Annotated in this window: 17 protein-coding genes, 2 pseudogenes and 1 other annotated feature; of the genes and pseudogenes, 3 read left to right on the forward strand and 16 right to left on the reverse strand. The window is 37.1% G+C overall.

All coding sequences use genetic code 11. The annotated features are described in order from the left end of the window. Positions 1-40 precede the first annotated feature (40 nt). The 3 genes from cls to spxA all read right to left on the reverse strand — a co-directional run bounded on the left by cls (position 41) and on the right by spxA (position 2,974). The gene (gene cls, locus QFZ87_RS20885) at positions 41-1,552 is read right to left on the reverse strand and encodes a cardiolipin synthase (protein WP_309868019.1); all 1,512 of its coding nucleotides are present in this window, start codon (positions 1,550-1,552) and stop codon (positions 41-43) included. A 76-nt stretch (positions 1,553-1,628) separates the two neighbouring features. Beyond that, entirely contained in the window at positions 1,629-2,300 is a 672-nt protein-coding gene (mecA, locus tag QFZ87_RS20890) for an adaptor protein MecA (protein ID WP_309865820.1), read from the reverse strand. Between the two features lie 278 nt (positions 2,301-2,578). Further along, positions 2,579-2,974: a transcriptional regulator SpxA gene (gene spxA / locus QFZ87_RS20895; protein WP_309865821.1), complete on the reverse strand. Its 396-nt coding sequence runs from the start codon at positions 2,972-2,974 to the stop codon at positions 2,579-2,581. Between the two features lie 579 nt (positions 2,975-3,553). Here spxA and QFZ87_RS20900 point away from each other — a divergent pair. Further along, a complete protein-coding gene (locus tag QFZ87_RS20900; RefSeq protein ID WP_308080528.1) occupies positions 3,554-3,739 on the forward strand; it encodes a hypothetical protein in 186 nt (61 codons plus the stop codon). Between the two features lie 202 nt (positions 3,740-3,941). Here QFZ87_RS20900 and QFZ87_RS20905 read toward each other — a convergent pair whose 3' ends face one another. From QFZ87_RS20905 to QFZ87_RS20925, 5 genes are all read right to left on the reverse strand, one after another. Continuing rightward, complete coding sequence (locus QFZ87_RS20905) at positions 3,942-4,880, reverse strand: ABC transporter ATP-binding protein (protein ID WP_309865824.1); 939 nt, start codon at positions 4,878-4,880, stop codon at positions 3,942-3,944. After that, complete coding sequence (locus QFZ87_RS20910) at positions 4,881-5,975, reverse strand: ABC transporter ATP-binding protein (RefSeq protein ID WP_309865826.1); 1,095 nt, start codon at positions 5,973-5,975, stop codon at positions 4,881-4,883. It lies immediately after the preceding gene. Positions 5,976-5,991: 16 nt separating this feature from the next. Continuing rightward, positions 5,992-7,020, reverse strand: coding sequence for an oligopeptide ABC transporter permease (gene opp3C / locus QFZ87_RS20915; protein WP_309865828.1), 1,029 nt, complete (start codon positions 7,018-7,020; stop codon positions 5,992-5,994). Beyond that, complete coding sequence (gene opp3b, locus QFZ87_RS20920) at positions 7,017-7,949, reverse strand: oligopeptide ABC transporter permease (protein ID WP_309865830.1); 933 nt, start codon at positions 7,947-7,949, stop codon at positions 7,017-7,019. The genes opp3C and opp3b overlap by 4 nt, the downstream gene beginning before the upstream one ends. Positions 7,950-8,061: 112 nt before the next feature. Further along, positions 8,062-9,756, reverse strand: coding sequence for a peptide ABC transporter substrate-binding protein (locus tag QFZ87_RS20925; protein ID WP_309865832.1), 1,695 nt, complete (start codon positions 9,754-9,756; stop codon positions 8,062-8,064). A gap of 221 nt (positions 9,757-9,977) precedes the next feature. Between QFZ87_RS20925 and QFZ87_RS20930 the strand changes: the two genes are divergently transcribed. Together QFZ87_RS20930 and trpS are read left to right on the forward strand one after the other, a co-directional pair. Further along, a complete protein-coding gene (locus QFZ87_RS20930) occupies positions 9,978-10,343 on the forward strand; it encodes a DUF3899 domain-containing protein (protein ID WP_309865834.1) in 366 nt (121 codons plus the stop codon). Between the two features lie 46 nt (positions 10,344-10,389). After that, positions 10,390-10,641 (forward strand) — a binding site (T-box leader). A gap of 46 nt (positions 10,642-10,687) precedes the next feature. Next, positions 10,688-11,681, forward strand: a pseudogene (trpS, locus tag QFZ87_RS20935) (tryptophan--tRNA ligase). Positions 11,682-11,736: 55 nt separating this feature from the next. Here trpS and QFZ87_RS20940 read toward each other — a convergent pair. The 8 genes and pseudogenes from QFZ87_RS20940 to fabF form a co-directional block, all read right to left on the reverse strand. Beyond that, the gene (locus QFZ87_RS20940; RefSeq protein ID WP_309865836.1) at positions 11,737-12,483 is read right to left on the reverse strand and encodes a YjbA family protein; all 747 of its coding nucleotides are present in this window, start codon (positions 12,481-12,483) and stop codon (positions 11,737-11,739) included. A 908-nt stretch (positions 12,484-13,391) separates the two neighbouring features. Continuing rightward, a complete protein-coding gene (gene opp4C, locus QFZ87_RS20945) occupies positions 13,392-14,303 on the reverse strand; it encodes an oligopeptide ABC transporter permease (protein ID WP_309865838.1) in 912 nt (303 codons plus the stop codon). 11 nt (positions 14,304-14,314) lie between these two features. Beyond that, positions 14,315-15,280: an oligopeptide ABC transporter permease gene (opp4B, locus tag QFZ87_RS20950; protein WP_309865840.1), complete on the reverse strand. Its 966-nt coding sequence runs from the start codon at positions 15,278-15,280 to the stop codon at positions 14,315-14,317. A gap of 175 nt (positions 15,281-15,455) precedes the next feature. Then, positions 15,456-17,168 carry an oligopeptide ABC transporter substrate-binding protein gene (opp4A, locus tag QFZ87_RS20955; RefSeq protein WP_309865842.1) on the reverse strand — a complete coding sequence of 571 codons (1,713 nt, stop codon included), beginning with the start codon at positions 17,166-17,168 and terminating at the stop codon, positions 15,456-15,458. Positions 17,169-17,205: 37 nt separating this feature from the next. Continuing rightward, entirely contained in the window at positions 17,206-18,210 is a 1,005-nt protein-coding gene (locus tag QFZ87_RS20960; protein WP_309865844.1) for an ABC transporter ATP-binding protein, read from the reverse strand. Further along, positions 18,207-19,233, reverse strand: a pseudogene (locus QFZ87_RS20965) (ABC transporter ATP-binding protein). Before QFZ87_RS20965 ends, QFZ87_RS20960 begins: the two are co-directional and overlap by 4 nt. Before the next feature lie 160 nt (positions 19,234-19,393). Further along, positions 19,394-20,176, reverse strand: a complete 783-nt coding sequence (locus QFZ87_RS20970; RefSeq protein WP_309865847.1) for a DUF2268 domain-containing putative Zn-dependent protease — start codon at positions 20,174-20,176, stop codon at positions 19,394-19,396. Positions 20,177-20,311: 135 nt separating this feature from the next. After that, complete coding sequence (gene fabF / locus QFZ87_RS20975; RefSeq protein ID WP_309865849.1) at positions 20,312-21,550, reverse strand: beta-ketoacyl-ACP synthase II; 1,239 nt, start codon at positions 21,548-21,550, stop codon at positions 20,312-20,314. Between the last annotated feature and the right edge of the window lie 15 nt (positions 21,551-21,565).

The raw sequence follows: 21,565 nt of genomic DNA on the forward strand, positions 1-21,565 counted from the left end.
AAACTCGTCAATTGACGAGTTAGTAAGAAGCAGCACTCAATTATAGAAGAGGAGATAGCAGCCTTGCCGTTGACTCTAAAATCCGCAAACCAAAATGCCGTTTTTGAAATGTGAGTAGATTAAGCTCCTTGGCATATTTGAGATCATTTAAATATTCCATAACCAGTTTCTCCGTGCTATTCGTTCGGAATAAAAATGCATTTACTTCAAAATTCAAATGAAAACTCCGCATATCCATGTTCGATGTGCCGATAGAGGCAAGTTCATCGTCGACAATAACAATTTTACTATGCATAAATCCTCTTTCATATTCATACACCTTAACCCCAGCTTCCAATAATTCAGGAAAATAGGACCTTGAGGCATGAAAAACAATTCGTTTATCAGGACGGTTGGGAACAAGCAACCTGACATCCACACCGCTTAAAGCTGCCACTTTAATTGCAGAAAAGATATCTTCATCTGGAATAAAATACGGAGATGCAATCCAGACATTTTTTTTAGCCGATGTAATCATAGCGAAAAATATGTTTTTTATAACACTCCACTCATTATCAGGACCGCCAGCAATCAATTGAACCCCACCATGACTTTTATAATCAAGTTGTGGTGATAAATATTCCGCTGTTAAAAAACTATGATTTGTCATGTAGTACCAGTCCTGCAAAAAAATGAGTTGAAGGGTACGAACTGCTTCTCCCTTTAACATCAAATGTGTATCCCGCCAGAAACCGATTTCTTTGTCCCTTCCTAAATATTCATCACCAATATTTAATCCGCCAACAAAGCCAATCGTTCCATCAATTACGATAATTTTTCTATGATTACGGAAATTAAATTTATTATTTAAAAATGGTAATCTTACTGGTCCAAAGGGAACGGTTTCAATACCAGCTCCTCGTAATTCATTAATGTATGCTTTTGATAATTTCCAGGACCCAACTGCGTCGAAAAGGAATCTTACTTTAACACCTTGATTCGCCTTTCCAATCAAGATATCTTTGATTTCCTGGCCAATATGGTCATGTCGAACAATATAATATTCTAGATGAATATGGTGTCTAGCTCTTTTCAACTCATCTATAATGTTCCGGAATGTCTCTTCTCCATTAGTCAGCACCTTTGTAGAAGTATCAAAAGAGATGGGGCTGTTCCCAAGCTTATGTGCAAGTGTAAATAATCTTGCTTGGTGCTCTCCAAGTAATCGGCGCTTCTCTTCACTTCTTGGATCGTCATCCCCTTCAACCGTTAAAAAAGCCTGCTTATCTAAGAAATACTTCTTCCTAAACATTCTCTCCTTTCGATAATTACGGCCAAACAAAAGGTAAAAGATAAAACCAATTAGCGGAAAACTTCCTAATACCACTAACCATGTGATGGTTTGCGTAGGATGTCGGTTTTCAAAGAAAATAACAAACCCAATAAAAATAACAGAAAACGTGATGACAATACTTAGAAATCCAAATACTCCACCTTGCAATTGATCCCTAAAGAAAAACCATAGTACGGATAATACGGCTACAAACACTATAACTCTTACTGTGTTTTTCAGATTACTCACCTGCCAAGATATACCTTATTTAATCATGATAAAAAAACCGATTTCATTGTTGAAATCGGTATGCATACTAGCTAAAATGTTTTCGTAATTCAGCAAAGACATTTTCGGAGATTATTTCTTTCCCATATTCTTGTACACGATGAATGGTTATTTGTGTTTCATAGCCATATTCAAGTAAAATACTTAGAATATCATCAATTTTATCCTCTTCAAACAGATCTTCAGGAAATTCTGTATATAGATAGTACTTACCTTCAAAATGATAAAGTTTTGTCACTAAATCATCTAACCCTGGACGGCTTGAAAGCATAATAATATCTTCAAAATCTTTAAAAACGAGAAAAAATTCTAAAGTATCTTCCTCTAAGAGGAGCTCTTCTTCCTCAAAATGTGGTGGATTGAAATGCTGGTCTAAGAGTTCTTCAATTTTTTCATCCACTGGAATATCTTTCATTTTATCACTAGGAAGTGGGAGCTCGAACTTTTGCCCATCTTTAGAAAGCTGTGCTTTAGTAACCAGAACCTCTAACCCCTTCTCTAGAGCCTGAACCTGTATCCAAAGTGGACCTTCAACTACAAATTCTTCATCGCCATGCACTTCATCCATCATTTCCCAAAAGAGTTCTTCACTTCGTTCACGATTGTACCATATTTCTTCACGGTCAAATCCTCTTTCCTCAATATCTCCATAGGAAATGTAAAATTTAACTGTATTTTCATTAATACGTTCAATCTCCACTATAACCTCTCCCTTCCGTTTACCATATTGAAGGGACAAAATACCCCCAAGCAGATAATTCATCCTATTTGCCTTCATAAAAAAGGAAATATTCTTGTACTTTCATTTTATGACAAAAGCACTAATATGGGAAATAAAAAAGGTTAAAAACTAAAAAACCATTATAATGCCTATCGTTATTATTATGATAGTTTATTTATTGTAGCAAAATGCCTCTAAAAGAACAAATTTTTTGGATTAAATACAAAAAAGACCTCCTAATATGAAGGTCTTATGATTTAATTAACCATCCGCTGCGCTTCCCTTAGTTGGAAGGTACGCACTTTTCTTGGTAGAAACCGTCTGATTTCATCTTCGTTATATCCAACCTGTAACCGTTTTTCATCAATAATAATAGGTCGGCGTAGCAAGCCTGGATTTTCTTTAATTAATCCAAACAAATCCTGAAGCGGCATTGAATCTAAATTGACATTCAATTTTTGGAATGTCTTCGATCTGGTTGAAATAATTTCGTCTGTCCCATCTTCCGTCATACGAAGAATTGCTTTAATCTCCTCCATGGATAGGGGCTCAGAGAATATATTTCTTTCAGTGTATGGAATCTCATGCTCTTCTAACCATGATTTTGCTTTACGACATGATGTACAACTTGGTGAAGTGTATAGTGTTACCATCCTTCTTCACACTCCTCTATTATTTACGGATGTAATACTCTAATCAATATATAGAAATATAACTAATTTTAACTTAAATTTTATAATTGTAACACAGTTGTAATTAAAATGATTATAAATAAGGAATTTCTATAATTATTATACACCACTGATACTAAAAAAGGTATCCCTTTTTCCAAATATTATAGAAAGGAAAGAAATACATGACTCATATTATATTAGACGAATGATGTGAAGAAAAGTTTCAATAAATTTACGATTTCACATTTAAATTTGCCCAATCTATTTATTTTCTCCTTAATAATATTCGTTTATATTGTCCAGTTTTTTGTGGGTTTCTATGAATAATATGGAATTATTTCTTTAATAAACAATTTTTTTACGGTATTAATTATTTTATAAGGATTTTATTCTCAATTAAAAAACGTTAATGAAAACGCATACATTTTTTCATAAAACTTTGTCTGGTTTCAGCATTTACTCTTTCAATAAAGCCTAAGTTCTTTTAAAATAAGATATAGGGGATATTTACAAAGGTTGATTAATATTTCGATTTGCAAAAATGGAGGGATTTTTATCATGGCTGGATACATAACAGATCTAACAATGGTTGCTTTATTAATTGTCGGAATTACTGCCTTAATGGGTGTTATTACAAACGGTATTGGTGAAAAAGTGTTCGGTGGCAAAAACCGTAGTGAATATGTAGACGAAAGTGCAAAATACCAAACAGGCTGGAAGGCTGTTGGGGGAAAAAGAAAATAATTAGAAAAGCGTAAGTGCCTTGATCAGCCCCGACAGGCAAATGTTCTTCGGCAAGAAAAGTCCGCCTTTTGACTTTTATTGCCGAAGGTTATTTGACCCGAGGGGCTAGGCACTGGAGCTGGACAATTCTCGAAGTCAAATGTTAAACTTTCTTATCATATTATAAGGAAAAAACGATCTCAAAAAGCGAGATCGTTTTTTTTTAATGCTTAGATTGTGCCAGATATTGTTTGAACTCTTTTTCTGAGCATAAAACAAAATGACCTGGGGTAACTTCTCTAAATTCAACTGCTTCGTTACCATCGTAATTATGGGAAGCGGGATCATATGATTTACGCTTTCTAGTCCGCTCACTGATTGGATCTGGAGCAGGAATGGCTGACAATAATGATTGAGTATATGGGTGAAGAGGATTTTTATAAAGCTCTTCTGCCGGTGCAAGTTCAACCATCTTACCGAAGTACATTACACCAATACGATCACTAATGTATTTAACCATTGAAAGGTCATGTGCGATAAAAAGGTAGGTTAGGCCTTTCTCTTTTTGCAATTTCTTCATAAGATTTACAACCTGTGCCTGAATGGAAACATCCAACGCTGAAATCGGCTCGTCTGCAATGATGAATTCTGGTTGAACCGCAAGTGCTCTTGCGATACCTATCCGTTGACGTTGACCGCCACTAAACTCATGTGGATAACGATTGGCATGTTCTCTATTCAAACCAACTGTTTCTAGCAGCCGATATACCTGTTCCATACGATCTTGCTTTGATGTTGCCAAACCGTGAATATCAATTCCCTCGGCAATAACATCAGCAATTTTCAATCTCGGATTAAGAGAAGCATATGGATCTTGGAAAATCATTTGCATCTTACGGTTAAAGTCTTTTAATTGTTTTTTAGACTTTTTCCCATGAACGTTAACACCGTCATATAAGACTTCTCCACCTGTTGCATCGTATAGGCGGATAATAGTACGCCCAGTAGTAGACTTACCACAACCAGACTCACCAACTAGTCCCATAACTTCCCCTTTGTAAATATCAAATGAGACGTTATCAACGGCTTTTACTTCGTTCACTTTACCTTCGTTAAAATACTGCTTTAAATTTTTAATTTCAAGTAATTTATCTTGAGCCATTTAGTTTCCCTCCTTTTTTCCAGGGAATTGCCCAGTGGTTACTTTATCTAATGTAGCCACACCTGCGTTACCAACATATTGATTCTGACGTCTCTTAACGGCTTCCGGTGGTTCAACCTTTGGTGCATCCGGATGTAATAACCACGTAGCAGCATAGTGTGTATCAGAAACTTTAAAAAATGGTGGTTCTTGCTCTAGGTCAATCTTCATTACAAATGGGTTACGTGGCGCGAACGCATCGCCCTTTGGTGGATCTAATAAATCTGGAGGTGTTCCCGGAATAGAGAATAACTCCTCATCATGCGTATCCATGTCCGGCATAGAACTAATTAATCCCCAAGTATATGGATGTTGTGGATTATAGAAAATTTCATCAGCCGTTCCAATTTCAACAATCTTTCCACCATACATAACAGCAACACGATCAGCCACGTTGGCAACAACACCAAGATCATGTGTTATGAAAATAATCGATGTGTCGATTTTCTTTTGTAAATCTTTCATTAATTCAAGAATTTGTGCCTGAATTGTTACGTCCAACGCAGTTGTTGGTTCATCTGCAATAAGAACTTTAGGATTACATGCCAATGCAATTGCAATAACAACACGTTGTCTCATACCACCTGAGAATTGGTGTGGGTATTGGTTCACACGAATTTCAGGTTTAGGAATACCAACGAGCTTCAATAAATCAATTGCTCTTTCTTTTGCAGCATGCTTACTCATATTTTGATGTTTAATTAGCGGTTCCATTATTTGGTTGCCAATTTTCATAGTTGGATTTAAAGAAGTCATAGGATCCTGGAAAATCATTGAAATATCTTTTCCGCGGATTTTTTGCATCTCTCTATCTTTAAGCTTTGTTAAATCTTTTCCGTCAAAAAGAATTTCACCGCTTTTTATCTCTGAATTGTGTTCAGGAAGTAGACGCATTATTGACTTAGTTGTTACTGATTTTCCAGAACCTGATTCACCAACAATTGCAAGAGTTTCACCTTTAAGTAGGTCGAAACTCACCCCACGAATCGCTTGAACCTCACCAGAAAATGTATGGAATGAGATATTTAAATCTTTTACTTGTAATATTTTCTCCATTCAGCTCACCCGCCTTTTAATCACGCATTTTTGGATCAAGAGCATCACGTAATCCATCAGCTACTAAGTTAAAGCATACCATAATTAAAGCAATCATAATGGAAGGAATGATCATTTGATATGGGAATGCAATCATCGCTTTATATCCTTCATTAACCAATGTTCCTAGAGAAGCATTTGGCTCCTGGAGACCTAATCCAATAAAGCTTAAGAAGGCTTCAAAGAAAATCGCATTAGGAATAGAGAACATGGTGTTAATGATTATGACACCAAACATATTTGGAATCATGTGTTTAAAAATAATTGAGCTATCTGATGCTCCAAGTGTTTTAGCTGCTAAAACAAATTCCTGGCCCTTAAATTTTAATACCTGTGCACGCACTACTCGGGCCATACTAGTCCAACCAGTGATTGTTAAGGCAATAATAATTGGGATGATACCAGGCTTTAAAACAAGAATCATTAATACAACGACAATCAGGTTAGGTATACCAACGATAACCTCAATAATTCGCTGCATAAATCCATCGACTTTTCCACCTAAATATCCAGAAACCGCACCATAGGTTACACCAATCAGCATATCAATTAACGCCGCCATAAAAGCTATGAAAAGGGAGACTTGTGTACCTTTCCAGACACGTGCAAAAAGATCACGACCTAAATTGTCAGTACCGAACCAATAATAGGCATCAACTTTACGGACTTCATATGCGTTATATTCTGTTCCATCTCTACGCGTTAATGTACCATCAAAAGGGAGCCAGTGGACATTTTCTAACCCTTGAATACGCGGTGGAAGGTTATTATGTTTAGTTGTTTGTGTATCGTAAGCATATGGCGTTATTAACGGGCCGATGAACGCCATTAAAATTAAAATGACAAGGACGACTAAACTGATAACCGCTCCCCTATTTTTACGGACACGCATCCAAGCATCCTGCCAGAAACTCAAACTTGGCTTAGAAATCTTTTCACTTTTTGATGGGTCTACATGAGCAGGAGCAAACATATCCTTTGAGATGATTATTTCTTTATTGCTCATTTAGTTTTCCCCCCCGAAATACGAATACGTGGGTCGATAATTCCATACAGAATATCAACGACTAATATAATAACTACGAAAAGAACGGCAAATAGAATATTTGTACCCATAATTACTGGATAATCATTTACACTGATCGATTTAACAAACTGCTCACCTAAGCCAGGAATACCAAAGATTCTTTCAATAACTAGTGAACCAGTCATTAAACCTACAGCCAATGGTCCCAAAACGGTAACCACAGGGATCAATGCATTTCTAAGAGCATGCTTTACACTAATTTGCCAATAGCTTGCCCCTTTTGCTTTAGCAAGTGTAATATAGTCAGACCCTAGCACTTCAATCATTTCAGTACGCATAAACCGTGCTGCAATTGAAATAGGGAACATAGCTAACGCAATAGTTGGAAGGATGGTATACTCAGGCCCTCTCCAAAACATTACTGGTAACCACCCTAGTTTAACTGAAACGTAATACTGAAGCAGACCGGCAAAAATAAATGATGGAACCGATTTACCTACAACAGCAATAAAAGTAGAACCATAATCCAACCAGGTATTTTGCTTCAATGCAGCAACGACACCTAGGAATATTCCAAATAATGCGCCAAAAACCATGGCTTCCAATCCAAGTGTTGCGGATGGTCCAATACGATTAGCGAGAAGTTCTGTTACAGGGGTATTATCAAATTGAAAGGAAACTCCAAGATCACCTTTTACCATTGCACCTAAATACTTAAAAAACTGAACAGGCACGGGGTCATTTAACCCATATTTCTCTAGCAAAAGGGTACGCTGGAATTCTGAGAGTTTTTCAAAGTTATTAAATGGACTTCCAGGAATTAACTTCATGAGGAAAAAAGTAATTGATATAACAATGAAAAGTGTAATTAACATATAAATCACACGTTGCACGAGATATTTTGCCATGCCTACACCTCCTAATTGATGAAATCTTCAACATTTTTCGACAATTCTCATACAGGTAAAAAGAGAGTATATTGATGAAATATACTCTCTTCCTATTTGATTAGTATAGTTACTATTTTGTGATTTTAATCCACTGGTAACTATAATCTGCACCAAATGCATGGTGAGCAAAACCTTTAACTTTTGGATTAATTAACAAGTTAACAGAACGTTGGTAAAGTGGTGCAATTGCTGCATCATCTTCTAACAAGATTTTTTCTGCATCTTGTAATGCTTTCCAGCGCTCTTGTGGCTTATCAACTAAATCTTCACTTGCAGCTTTGATCAACTTATCAAATTCTGGATTTGAATAGTCCATATGTTGTTGTTCTCCGCCAGTAATCCAAAGATCCATGTATGTCATTGGGTCAGCATAGTCAGGTCCCCAACCACCCATTAATAAATCATATTCAAATTTATTTTCACGAGCGATACGGATTTTGAACGGTACGCTTTCAATTGTAAGCTTTAATCCAGGAAGATTTTTCTCTAACTGGTCTTTAATGAATGCATCTGTAGTTTTAGCAGTTTCAGTGTCTTGACCAACATAAGTGAACTTCACTTCTTTAACACCTAGTTCAGCTAAACCTTTATCCCAAAACTTCTTAGCTTCTTCTTTGTTTGTCTTAGACCATTGGCCAGCCGTATCACGGAAGTCTTTTCCATCTAAGAAAGCAAAACCTTTTGGTACTAAGAAATCAGCTTCGATAGAACCGTTTGCTAATACATCGTCAACTAATGCCTTTTTGTCTACAGACAATGCAATAGCTTTACGGATGTTTTTGTTTTTCAAAGCAGGGTTCTTTTCGTTCATTTTTAACCACCAGATTGATGGCTCTTGGTAACGTAATAACTCATCAGATCCTTCATATTGTGAAAGGATTGCTGCTTGTGCAAGCTTTGGTGTAATGTCAGTTTCACCAGCAGTAAATGCGTTAGCAGATGCTTGTGGGTCTTTTGACACGTTGAAGTTGATTTTTGTTAAAGTAACGTCTTTAGCATTTGTATAAGTTTCGTTCTTTTCTAATACCCACTCAGTAGCAGTTGGGCCATCCCACTTAGTCATTTTGAAAGGACCGTTGTAAAGTAAGTGAGCAGCATCTTTCGCATAGTCAGCGCCTTGTGCTTCAACAAACTTTTGGTTTTGTGGGTAGAATAATTGGAAAGTGATATAAGACTCGATGTAAGGTAATGCTCTTACTAGAGTAATTTCCAATGTATAATCATCAAGAGCTTTAATTCCAAGATCTTCAAGCTTTGCTTTACCTTCAGAAATTTCAGTTGCGTTTTTGATTTTGCCCATCATGAAGTATGGACCATAAGGTGAAGCAGTATCTGGATTGATCGCACGTTGCCATGAATATACAAAGTCATGAGCAGTTACAGGATCACCATTTGACCATTTTGCATCTTGTCTTAATTTGATTGTTAAGACTGTTTTATCGTCATTGTATGTTGGCATACCATCAGCTACACCAGGAACAACCTTTTGGTCTGCATCTAGACGATATAAACCTTCGTTAGTAGCGTTTAACATTGTAAAGCCCAATACGTCTTCAGCCATTACACTGTCCATAGTTGGGATCTCAGCAGATTCTAAAACGTTAAGAACTTGCTCATCCGCTAATTGCTCTTCAGATCCAGCATTATTTTTGCCTTCATTTTTGGTTTTGCCTTCGTTTTTCTCACCGCCGCCTGAACATGCTGCTAGGAACATGCTAAGTACTAGTGATAAAACTAAAAGTAGTGAAAGTTTTGATTTCTTCACTTGTAGACCTCCCTTTTCTATTATTCTGAAAAATTACTACATTCTCTATTATACATATTTTGAATTAATTGTACATTATTTTTTATAATTTAATTTACAAGTTAGAAACAATTTTTACGTATTCATTACAAATAGCTATGATATAATTTAGACTTATACAGATTTTTATGTATAATATTCGGTAGTTTCCCTTATTAAATCAATGATTTGGAGGTAATCTAGTGAATCCTAGATTTAAGAAGAAAATTGTTGTTCTTGGACTAACCCAATTGTTAATAGTAATAATTTCCTTCATTTCCAATAAGGATTTTTCCTTACTTAGCTATATCAATATATCTTTTTACATTTCTTCTCTACTTCTGTTAACATCGTTGCTTCTCTACACGATTCATTCCGGCTTTTACGATGTCATAGGTAAATCCTTTAATCTTGCCTTTTCAAGAGGCGATAACAAGAGAAAGTTGGAGGAAATTCCAGCACTATCTGAGTTAATCACTATCGATCAGAAGCCCCTCCTTTTCTACGGATTAGTCAATGGATTATTCATGTTAGGAGCTCTTTGCCTCTATTATTATTTGCAGACTTGAAACTGATTATGTTCTTCATTTATAATTAGCATAATCAAATAAAAGATGTTTAGCGATGATAAAGATTAGTACGTATTTTCATTCGGTTAAGAGAGTTTGTGGCTGGTGAAAACAAACGCGAAAAAATACGGAATGGACTTTTGAGCTTCTATCTGAACCTTTTATTTAGGAAAATAGAAGTGGTAGGAATAGACGTGATCCTTGCGTTAGTAGGACTCCAGAAGGCGACCAGCTATTTTGGAACTGAGTGACTCATATGAGTAATTTAGGGTGGTACCGCGAACCATTCGTCCCTATAGTATTAGGGATGAATGGTTTTTTTTATATAACTTTTAGGAGGATTAATAATGAAAACGATTTTTTCTGGTATTCAGCCGAGTGGTACAATAACACTTGGGAACTATATAGGGGCAATGATGCAATTTGTCGAGTTGCAACATGAATATAATTGCTACTTTTGTATCGTTGACCAGCATGCCATAACCGTTCCCCAAGATCCTGTAACACTTCGTAAAAATATTAGAAGCCTAGCTGCGCTATATATTGCTGTAGGGATTGATCCAAACAAGGCCTCTTTATTTATCCAATCAGAGGTACCTGCACACGCTCAAGCAGGTTGGATGATGCAGTGTGTCTCTTATATTGGTGAATTGGAAAGAATGACACAATTTAAAGACAAATCAACAGGTAAAGAAGCTGTTTCAGCTAGTCTATTGACCTATCCACCTCAGATGGCTGCAGATATTTTATTGTATAACACAGACCTTGTACCAGTCGGCGAAGACCAAAAGCAGCATATGGAATTAACACGTGACTTGGCAGAAAGGTTTAACAAAAAATACAATGATATCCTTACTGTACCGGAAATCAGTATTCCTAAGGTCGGCGCTCGAATTATGTCTCTCCAAGAGCCTACCAAAAAAATGAGTAAATCAGACCCAAATCAAAAGTCTTTTATTACTCCTTTAGATGAACCTAAACAGATCATCAAAAAAATAAAAAGCGCTGTTACGGACTCAGACGGAATTGTCAAATTTGATAAAGAAAATAAACCTGGTGTTTCCAATCTGCTTTCCATTTATTCAATTTTGGCTAAGAAACCTTATTGCTGAAATTGAGGAAATGTATGTTGGCAAAGGATATGGAGATTTTAAAGGCGATTTAGCTGATGTAGTGGTAAATGTCTTTAAACCAATTCAAGAGAAATATTATAACTTAATGGAATCAAGCGAACTGGATGAAATTTTAGATCGTGGAGCTGAAAAGGCAAACCTAGTGGCAAACAAGACCCTTAAAAAGATGGAAAACGCCATGGGTCTTGGCCGAAAGAGAAAATAACAAAAAGTAAAAAAAAGCCTGATCCAAAAGGATTTATACCTTTTGGATCAGGCTTTTAGTTTACTTTAGGACCATGTTCCATTTCCCAAAGCTTCTCAAAAAAGGGCTGTCCCTTAATTAAATTTTCACAAAAGGTTTCATGCCGTTTAGACCAGCCGTACTTTGCTTCCTCAAATAGCTGTTCCCATGCTTCCTCAAAATTCAATTCTTGAATAGTCGAATATTTCTCAGGACACCATTCTGTAAACCAATACCTTACCTCTGCTTCATTATTTGAAGAAAGCAATTGATCAAGTGCCATGAACAATAATTGCTTTAACTGTCGTTCTTTTCTCGTCAATCCTCTCATCAGTTCTGGTTCAGGTGAAAGAATATGAAAATCCTTTGTTTTCGGTTGTCCATAAAAATGATATTTTTTAGCTTCATGCTGACTAATCATCTCGTAAACAAGCTGTTCCTGTCTTGGTATTAGTCTGCTTTTTCGAATGGGTATTGAATAGCCAATTGTATCAACGGCTAAAATCCCTGTCCCGTCTGTTACAACGAAACAATAATCAAGCTGAACTCTTTCATGGTTTTTTCTTAAATATGCTTTCTGATAAATATCATCTAGGAGCTGTTGAGGTAATTCTGATAAATCATTCTCGATGTAGTTAAATAGAATCGGCTCGATTTTTAAGAGTGGCACTTGGTCCAACAATTCCACTCCATCATCCTTACGCCATTCATGAAAGTGGCATACATTATAACCGTTTTCTTCCCCTTCAAACCAATTTACCCAAACATCATGAAGATACAACATTTTACAACCCCTCACTTCAAAAACTGTTTGTCAATCAGTATGGGCAGACCTTAGTTAAATTATTCCTTTATATATATTTTGCACCAACTGTATTTATTAATTATATATACTTGTCCTATTAAATTATCTTATGTATATGGGTCGTTTCCTAAATTTATGTTAGGAAATATATTGCTACATAACTTGGGCTCATAGATGGAAATGACAAAATCCATATGTACATTTTTGATTGCATAACCATGTACAAAAATGATTTTATGGAAATTTATTGAAATTAGTGGAAAGCGGAGAAACTTGACATGGAGCCTCTGCGGGCATGGTTTACGAGCCAAGAAGTCAGCTGTATCAAGGGCTGGCTCTGCCCCACAAGGCTATCATGCCCGCCTCTCCATGTAAAGTTGTTCTAAAGCTACGGGAAAATGCCTAGATCAATAAGCAATCATTTATGTACATGCTTAAATTAGCATTTATATCATAGACCGCTTCTATGCGACCTTCTTCTCTTTTCTTCAGCCAGTTTGGGCTCGTAAACCGCTTCTATGCGACCTTCTTCTCTTTTCTTCAGCCAGTTTGGGCTCATAGACCGCTTCTATGCGACCTATTTTTCTTTCCTTCAGCCTGTTTGGGCTCATAGACCGCTTCTATGCGACCTTTTTCTCTTTCCTTCAGCCTGTTTGGGCTCATAGACCGCTTCTATGCGACCTTCTTCTCTTTTCTTCAGCCAGTTTGGGCTCATAGACCGCTTCTATGCGACCTTTTTCTCTTTCCTTCAGCCTGTTTGGGCTCATAGACCGCTTCTATGCGACTTTCTTCTCTTTCCTTCAGCCAGTTTGGGCTCATAGACTTCTCCTATCGATCTTCTTCTCCGTCCCATAACAAAAAAACCTACCATGTCGTAATGGTAGATTTTATCTTCTTGATTTTGGATTAAAGGCGTCTTTTAAGCCTTCACCGATAAAGTTTATCGATAAAATAGTTGCGGTAATCGTTAAGGCAGGAGGCACCCAAATCCATAGTTTAAATTGGAGTACATCAGGTTCATTTGCTGAATTCAACATATTCCCCCAGCTTGGAATTTCTTGAGGAACACCAAAGCCTAGAAAGCTTAAACCTGTCTCTGCAACTATCATTGTAGCAAATGTAATGGTCGCTTGAACAATAATGGTTGATAAGATATTGGGTAATAAATGTTTAACAATTATTTTAGCAGGAGAACAGCCAATTGAAATGGCAGCTACAATGTATTCATTTTCTTTTTCAGCAAGAATCTTACTTCGAACAATCCTCGCAATACCACCCCAGCTTAAAATGCTTATGGTCCCAATTAAAACCCATAACCCATTTACTTTCCCAAAAAGAATGGCATTTAGCACAATAACAAATACAAGAAAAGGAAAGTTTAAGATAAAATCTGTAAATCTCATTAGTATACTATCTACTGCACCACCAAAATAGCCTGAAATCGAGCCAATAATTGTCCCAATGAATATGACAAAAAGTGTACAGCTAAGTCCTACTAATAATGAAATTCGTCCGCCATATAATAACCTGGTGAATACATCCCTACCTGCCTTGTCTGTGCCAAGCCAATGTTTACTCGATGGCTCTAAAGACATCTGACCAATATTAATCCTGGTAACGTCTGCCGTTGTAATATACGGTGCAAGAAAAGAAACTATTGCCACAATGACTAAGAATACAAAGCTAATCATAGCCAATTTGTTTTTTAAAAACTTTTTTCTAGCGATAGCCCACGGTGATAAACTTTTTTTCGGGGGTGCTGTACTAATATTAGGATTTTTCTGAGTTACAATTTCCATTTTTTCTCCCCCTAATCTAGCCTAATTCTCGGATCCACAACACCGTATAATATGTCAGCTACAAGGTTGCCAACTAGTGTTAAGAATGAGAATAACATTGTCAACGTCATTAAAACTGGATAATCCCTGGTACCAACAGATTGTAAGAATAGTTGTCCAAGACCCGGATAAGTAAAAATCGTTTCAGTGATAATCGCACCACTGATAATTGCAACTAAATCAAAACCTAAAAAAGTAATAAGCGGAATAATTGAGTTTCTTAAGATATGAACATTATAAATTTTTCTCTCAGGTGTTCCCTTTGCTCGTGCAGTCCGAACAAAATCTTTTCGACTGTTATCGATTATATCGTTACGTAAAAATTGTGTATAGCTTGCCGTACTTAATAGTCCTAGGACTATTGCAGGAAGAAATACATGGTGCAGACGACTTAACCAATATTCTAGTGTGCCATCGGTAACACCGATGTCAACTGAACCATTAGATGGAAACCAATCTAACGTAAAAGAAAAAAGGAAAATGGCAAATACCCCAGCAATAAATGACGGTATGGATAGACCTAAATAATTAAGACCTCCAATTAAATTATCCCCTAAAGTATATGGCTTTCTTCCAGCATATGAACCCATAAAAAAGGCAAGAATGTATGTGATTAATATAGAAGTAAAACCTAGTAGTAATGTATTGGGAATGCGCTCTCCAATTACATCTGCTGCTTCTATTTTAAAACGAGTAGACTTACCAAAATCCCCTTGAACAAAGTTTCCAATCCAACGGGCATACTGCTGTGGTAAAGGGTCATTATAGCCCAATTTTTCCCGCATTTCAGCAATATATTTTGGGTTTGTATTCCTTGGGTCGATTTCCCCGCTTAGGGAATCTCCTGGCATCAATTTTGCCAAGGAAAAAACAACGATCGAAATGAGGAATAACATCGGAATCATGCCCAGAATTCTACGAAATGCATACTTCAGCATGTGCATTCTCCTTGTCTTTAAACTATGTTAAATACATGTTGTATGTATCCAAAGTGTTCAAATGGGAGAGGGAAATTGGAAGCAGTATACTTCCTCCCTCATCCCACTGAACCCCTGGAATTATTCAATCCTATAAAGCAATTAACATAGTTTTTTACATGTTAATCTTTGGTAATTATTGTTTAATCCACCATTCATTTGGACGGTTGTTGCCTGAAACGTCGAACTTCACACCGTTCACGCGCTTGCTTACAGCCATAGTTTCTTCAAGCTCAGCAATTGGTAAGATAGGAAGTTCTTTCATGAATAGCTTTTGCCATTGTACATAAAGGTCCTTACGTTTTTCGTTGTCAGTGCCAACCACACTAATATCAAGTGCTTGATCTAATAACTTATCACTATCAGCATTTACCCAACGAGGGTAGTTCCAAAGTGATTTAGATCCCCAAAGTGGAGTTGGATCTGGATCTGCTCCTGTTGACCATCCTCCGAAGAATACTTCCATCGATTTATCTGCTTTTTCAAGCATGTCATAGTAAAGGTTTGCATCAGTCATTGTTAACTTAGATTTTAAGCCAACCTCTTCCCAATACTGAGTTAATGCTTTTGCACGAGATTCAAATGTTGGGTTTGAAGTTGCATAGTGACTGAAGTTTACAACAAACTTCTTACCGTTTGGATCTTCACGGAAGCCATCGCCATCAACATCTTTGTATCCAGCTTCGTCTAACAATTCTTTTGCTTTCTTCGGATCGTATTTGTACTGTTCTAAATCTTTATTATCTGCAGCAATCCAGTGATTTGTTGGGATAGGACGGTTAACTGGTTTACCAACACCAAAGAAGAATGCCTTAACCCACTCTTCGCGATTAATTGCGTAGTACATTGCTTCACGAAGCTTTTTCTCTTGGTATTTTGGTTCATTCATGACGTTCTTCTCGCCATCCCAAGTACCTAATCTGAATCCAACATAATAGTAGCTAACACCTGGGTAAGTAATTGTATTTACATTGTCAAGTGCCTTTACTTGATCAATAATGCTTGGGTGGAATGATGTCATATCAAGTGTACCGTTTTTAAGTTCTCCCACAGAAAGAGATGGGTCAATAACTTTAACAACAACCTTTTCAATATGTGGTTTACCACCGAAATAGTCATCAAAGCGTTCCATTTCTACTGATTCACCTGGAACAACTTTAGTCACTTTAAATGGTCCTAAGCCCACTGGCTTTGTACGTACTTGCTCAGATCCCATCATGTCTTTAACTGCTATCCCTTTAAACGCAGTACGGTTCATTGGGTATGTCCAAAGGTTATCCAAGTTGTTTACACGTGCTTTATCAAAAGTAATTTGGATATGGTAATCGTCAATTACTTTAATACCTTCAATTTTATCTGTCTTTCCATCATGGAAATCTTGTGCACCAACGATATTTCTAACGTTATCAAAACGTGGACCTTCATAGTCTTTGTCAGCAACAGTGTATAATGAGAATTCCCAGTCTTTTACTGATAACTCATCACCATTGTGCCATTTAACACCTTTTTTGATTTCAAAATCAAATACTTTATTGTCTTCTGTTTTCCAAGAAGCAATATGTGGCTGTGCTTTCAATTGTGCATCGTAATCAATGAGGTTTTCATCAAAGAAATCAATAACATATGCATCAGTTTGTGTTCCATAAAATGAGTAGTTAAATTTACCTTCAGGAGCTGAATCAAGAGCGTATACTAATGTACCGCCATCCTGTGGTTTTTCCGCTGTTTCACCAGACTTACCTTCATTTTCGTTTTTCTTTGTACCTGCTTTGTCGCTGCTACACGCTGCTAAAAATGCTGATAGTACAAGCATTAATGCAGCCAGCATAAGCATACTTTTCTTCTTCATTGTTTTCCCCCCTAGAGAAATTGTATTTTTTCCTTTTTTAGTAAAGGTGGCAAGCTACTCGATGAGAAGGCTTCACCTCCTTTAATACTGGTTTACTTTTGGAACATTCCTCCATTGCCATTGGGCAACGGGGATGGAATGGACAGCCTGTCGGCGGATTAATTGGACTTGGTACATCCCCTTTTAAAATAATTCTTTCTTTTTTCACCCTTGGATCAGGAGACGGTATTGCCGAAATTAAAGCCTGTGTATAGGGATGTAGTGGTTGTGCATAAAGGCTGTCCTTATCTGCAATCTCAACCATATTACCTAAATACATCACACCAATCCTATCGCTCATGTGCTTCACAACACTTAAGTCATGCGCAATAAAGAGGAAGGTTAAATCGAATTCTTTTTGTAAATCTTTTAATAGATTTAATACTTGTGATTGGACGGATACATCAAGTGCAGAAACTGGTTCATCCGCAATAATTAGTTTCGGTCTAAGGGCAAGGGCACGAGCAATACCAATTCTTTGCCGCTGACCGCCTGAAAATTCATGAGCATATTTATAATAGGCATCCTGTGGTAAACCCACTTTTGTTAATAAATCCATCACTTCTTGTTTTAATTCTTCTTTACTTTTCCTTGAGAAATTATAAATAGGTTCAGCGATGATATCCCCTACCATTTGCATCGGATTCAAAGAAGCATAAGGGTCCTGAAATACCATCTGCATATCTTTTCGAATGTCTTGAAGAGACTTCCCAGATATATTCGTTATATTTTTTCCGTCAAAGAGAATTTTTCCATCGGTTGGTTTTAATAATCGTAGAATCGTCCGGCCTGCTGTAGACTTACCACAGCCTGATTCACCAACTAGTCCAAGTGTTTCCCCTCTTTTAATTTCAAAAGAGATATTATCAACCGCTTTCACATTTCCAACGGTTCGTTTAAAAAAACCACCTTTAACAGGATAATAGGTTTTGAGATTCTGAATTTCTAATAGATTCTCTGATTGAGTGGCCACCTGGTTCTTATGTACAGTTCTAGTACTCATTTACTCACCCCTTGTCTTGGTTTACTAGTTTCAAAAAGCAGGCAGGCAACTTCATGACGATCCTCTGCTTCTGCTAGTTCAGGGGTAATAGTAAAACAGTCAGGCATAGCTTTTGGACATCGATTGGCAAAGCGGCAGCCCACTTTTGGCATATTGGTCAGAGAAGGTACAATTCCTTGAATTGAGCTTAATCGTTCTTCCGTTTCCTCCATTTTTGGGATTGCCCCCAAAAGTAATTGTAGTGTAAGGATGTTTAGGATTATGAAAGAGTGTATCGACATCCGTCCGTTCTACAATTTTACCAGCATACATGACAATAACTTCATCACACATTTCTGCAACTACACCTAAATCATGTGTAATCAAAATAACGGACATATCATTTACAGATTGGATGTCTTTTAAAAGTTCCAATATTTGTGCCTGGACCGTAACATCAAGCGCAGTAGTTGGCTCATCGGCAATTAATAATTTAGGCTGGCAGGCAATGGCAATGGCAATCATGACCCTTTGTCTCATTCCACCTGACAATTGATGGGGATATTCGTCCACAATTTTTTCAGGTCGAGAGATCCCTACACTCTTTAAAAGAGCTATTGCTTTTTGACGGGCCTCTTGTTTTGAAATCTTCATATGATTGAAAAGGACTTCCTGCAGCTGATAGCCAATCGTAAATACTGGGTTTAAAGATGTCATTGGCTCTTGGAAAATCATTGACACGTCTTTTCCACGAATTTTATTTATTTGTGATTCATTCATTTTCTCAAGATTTACACCATCGAAAATGATTTCACCCGATTTTACTTTTCCAATTCCTTTTGGAAGAAGCTTCATAATCGATAGACTCATAACAGATTTGCCACAACCAGATTCACCCACAACCCCCACAATTTGTCGTGGCTTTACCGTGAAAGATACATTATCTACTGCGTTATAATCAGTACCCTCAATATCAAAGGCTGTCTCTAAATTTTTCACTTCGAGCAATGGTGCCTCTTTGAGTAACGATTTTTTTATGCTCATAGTACACCTTCTTACTTTTTTTGAATTATTCTGTGAATTCGTTATATTCTAATAAAATTCTATTACTGAATTGTTACAATTGCAAGACTTTTTTACAATATTAATAATTTTCAACCTATATAAAATAAAAAAAAGCCTGATTTAATAGGCTTTTTCATCTTCAACTATTTTGGTCTTCGACAAATTTGTCAGCTGGTATTTCAAAAGATAGTTTTGTAGAATAATTATGATTTTTGTAATATTTATCAATAATGTTATATCCCACAGCATACCCTAGTAATTTAGGGACTCTTCCACCTCCAAATAATAGTTCGTCGTGAACTCTTTCATTCTTTTTTAAATCCAACTGTTTTTTTAGAAATTTACTCCAGAAATATGTTATCTCTTTTTCGCTATACAACCGGCACCAATCTGCTAAATATTCCGCTCCACAATGCCTTAATACTGCATATTCAGCTAAACCTTCAATCACCAATGAATCTAAAAGTGTATAATCCCCCAGGTTTTTATTTATCTTACGAAGCCTGCATACATGATGATACTCATGGACAAACAATGCTTCTACCTCTTTGGCATCTTCATGGGAGGAAAGAAATAAAAACATTTTATCAGGAAAAGATACTCCTCCCTTATTCCTGTCTGTTCTACTAAAAAGACTTCTAGACTGAGCTAGCGGAAAGAGAAAAACAGGTATGTCCGGACCACTCCATTTCACTTTATATTTACTAAATAGACGTTCCACATGGTCCCATACTTTCTCTTCATTCATTTTGTGAAAGAAATCCTTTGAAGATCTCGAAGGCTGATACATCCCAAAGTTTAATAATTGATTGTAAATTTGTTTTGCTGTTTTCCCCTTGAAATACGGCTGCAGTTTTTCACATATTTTTATGGCATTGTCAAAATCGTCCAATAACCAGCTATCTGTTCGGATTACTCCCATACTTCCACACCTCCCGTAAGCCCAAGAGTCACTTTCATCCATTTTATGAATCAAAGATAAAAGATGTTCTTAATACTGGAGGAATGCAGGATGTAAAAAATCGACCAGACATTTTATCTGGTCGACCTAAAGTTTTTATTCGTATTTTTTAAATACAATAGTTGCGTTATGTCCACCGAAGCCAAGTGAGTTACTCATAGCTGCCTTGATTTCTTTTGAACGGGCTTTATTTACTACATAGTCCAAATCACATTCTGGATCCGGAGTTTCATAATTAATAGTTGGCGGGAGTATGCTATCTCTCATCGCTAATACGGTAAAGATTGCTTCCACTCCACCAGCAGCGCCTAACAGATGGCCTGTCATCGATTTGGTTGAACTCATCGCAAGATTATAAGCATGCTCTCCAAATACTTCCTTAACCGCAAGTGTTTCAAATTTATCATTATATTCGGTACTTGTACCATGTGCATTAATATAATCAATATCTTGTGGTTGTAATCCACCATCATTGATAGCCATCTTCATTGCTCGGGCACCGCCTTCACCACCTGGTGCGGGTGCCGTGATATGATACGCATCGCCTGTCGCTCCGTATCCGACTATTTCGGCATAGATTTTAGCTCCGCGCGCAAGGGCATGCTCTAACTCTTCCAAAATAATGATTCCTGCCCCTTCGCCCATGACAAAGCCATCCCGGTTTTTATCAAAGGGTCTGCTTGCTGTTTGAGGATCAGGATTTGTTGATAGTGCTGTATTGGCACAGAACCCAGCAACAGACATTTTTGTAATTGGTGCTTCGGCGCCGCCTGTTACCATAACATCCGCATCACCGCGCTGAATAACTTTAAATGCATCTCCAATGGAATTCGTTCCAGTTGCACATGCTGTAACTGTGCATGAATTAAATCCTCTTGCACCGAGGGTAATTGACACCTGACCAGTTGCCATATCTGGAATTAGCATTGGGACAAAGAATGGACTAACCCGCTTGTATCCCCTTTTTTGGAAGGTTTCATATTGTTGTTCGAATGTTTCCATTCCTCCAATACCGGATCCAATCCACACACCAACACGTTCTGAATTCTCTTCATTAATAGTTAGATCAGCATCCTTAACTGCCATTAAAGCACTCGCTACGGCATATTGCGTAAAACGGTCCATTTTTCGAGCTTCTTTTCTATCCATAAACACTTCGGGATTAAAGTCTTTTAACTCAGCAGCCACTTTAGCTGGGTATTCGTCTGCATTGACTCTAGTCAGTGGACCAATACCTGATTTCCCCTCAATAATCCCTTTCCATGTTGTTTCAACATCGTTACCAAGCGGTGTCACCGCTCCAACGCCTGTTACTACAACTCTACGCTTGTTCATTTGTACATCTCCTTT

Origin of the sequence: Bacillus sp. SLBN-46 (assembly GCF_031453555.1) — a bacterium.
Lineage (GTDB): Bacteria > Bacillota > Bacilli > Bacillales > Cytobacillaceae > Neobacillus.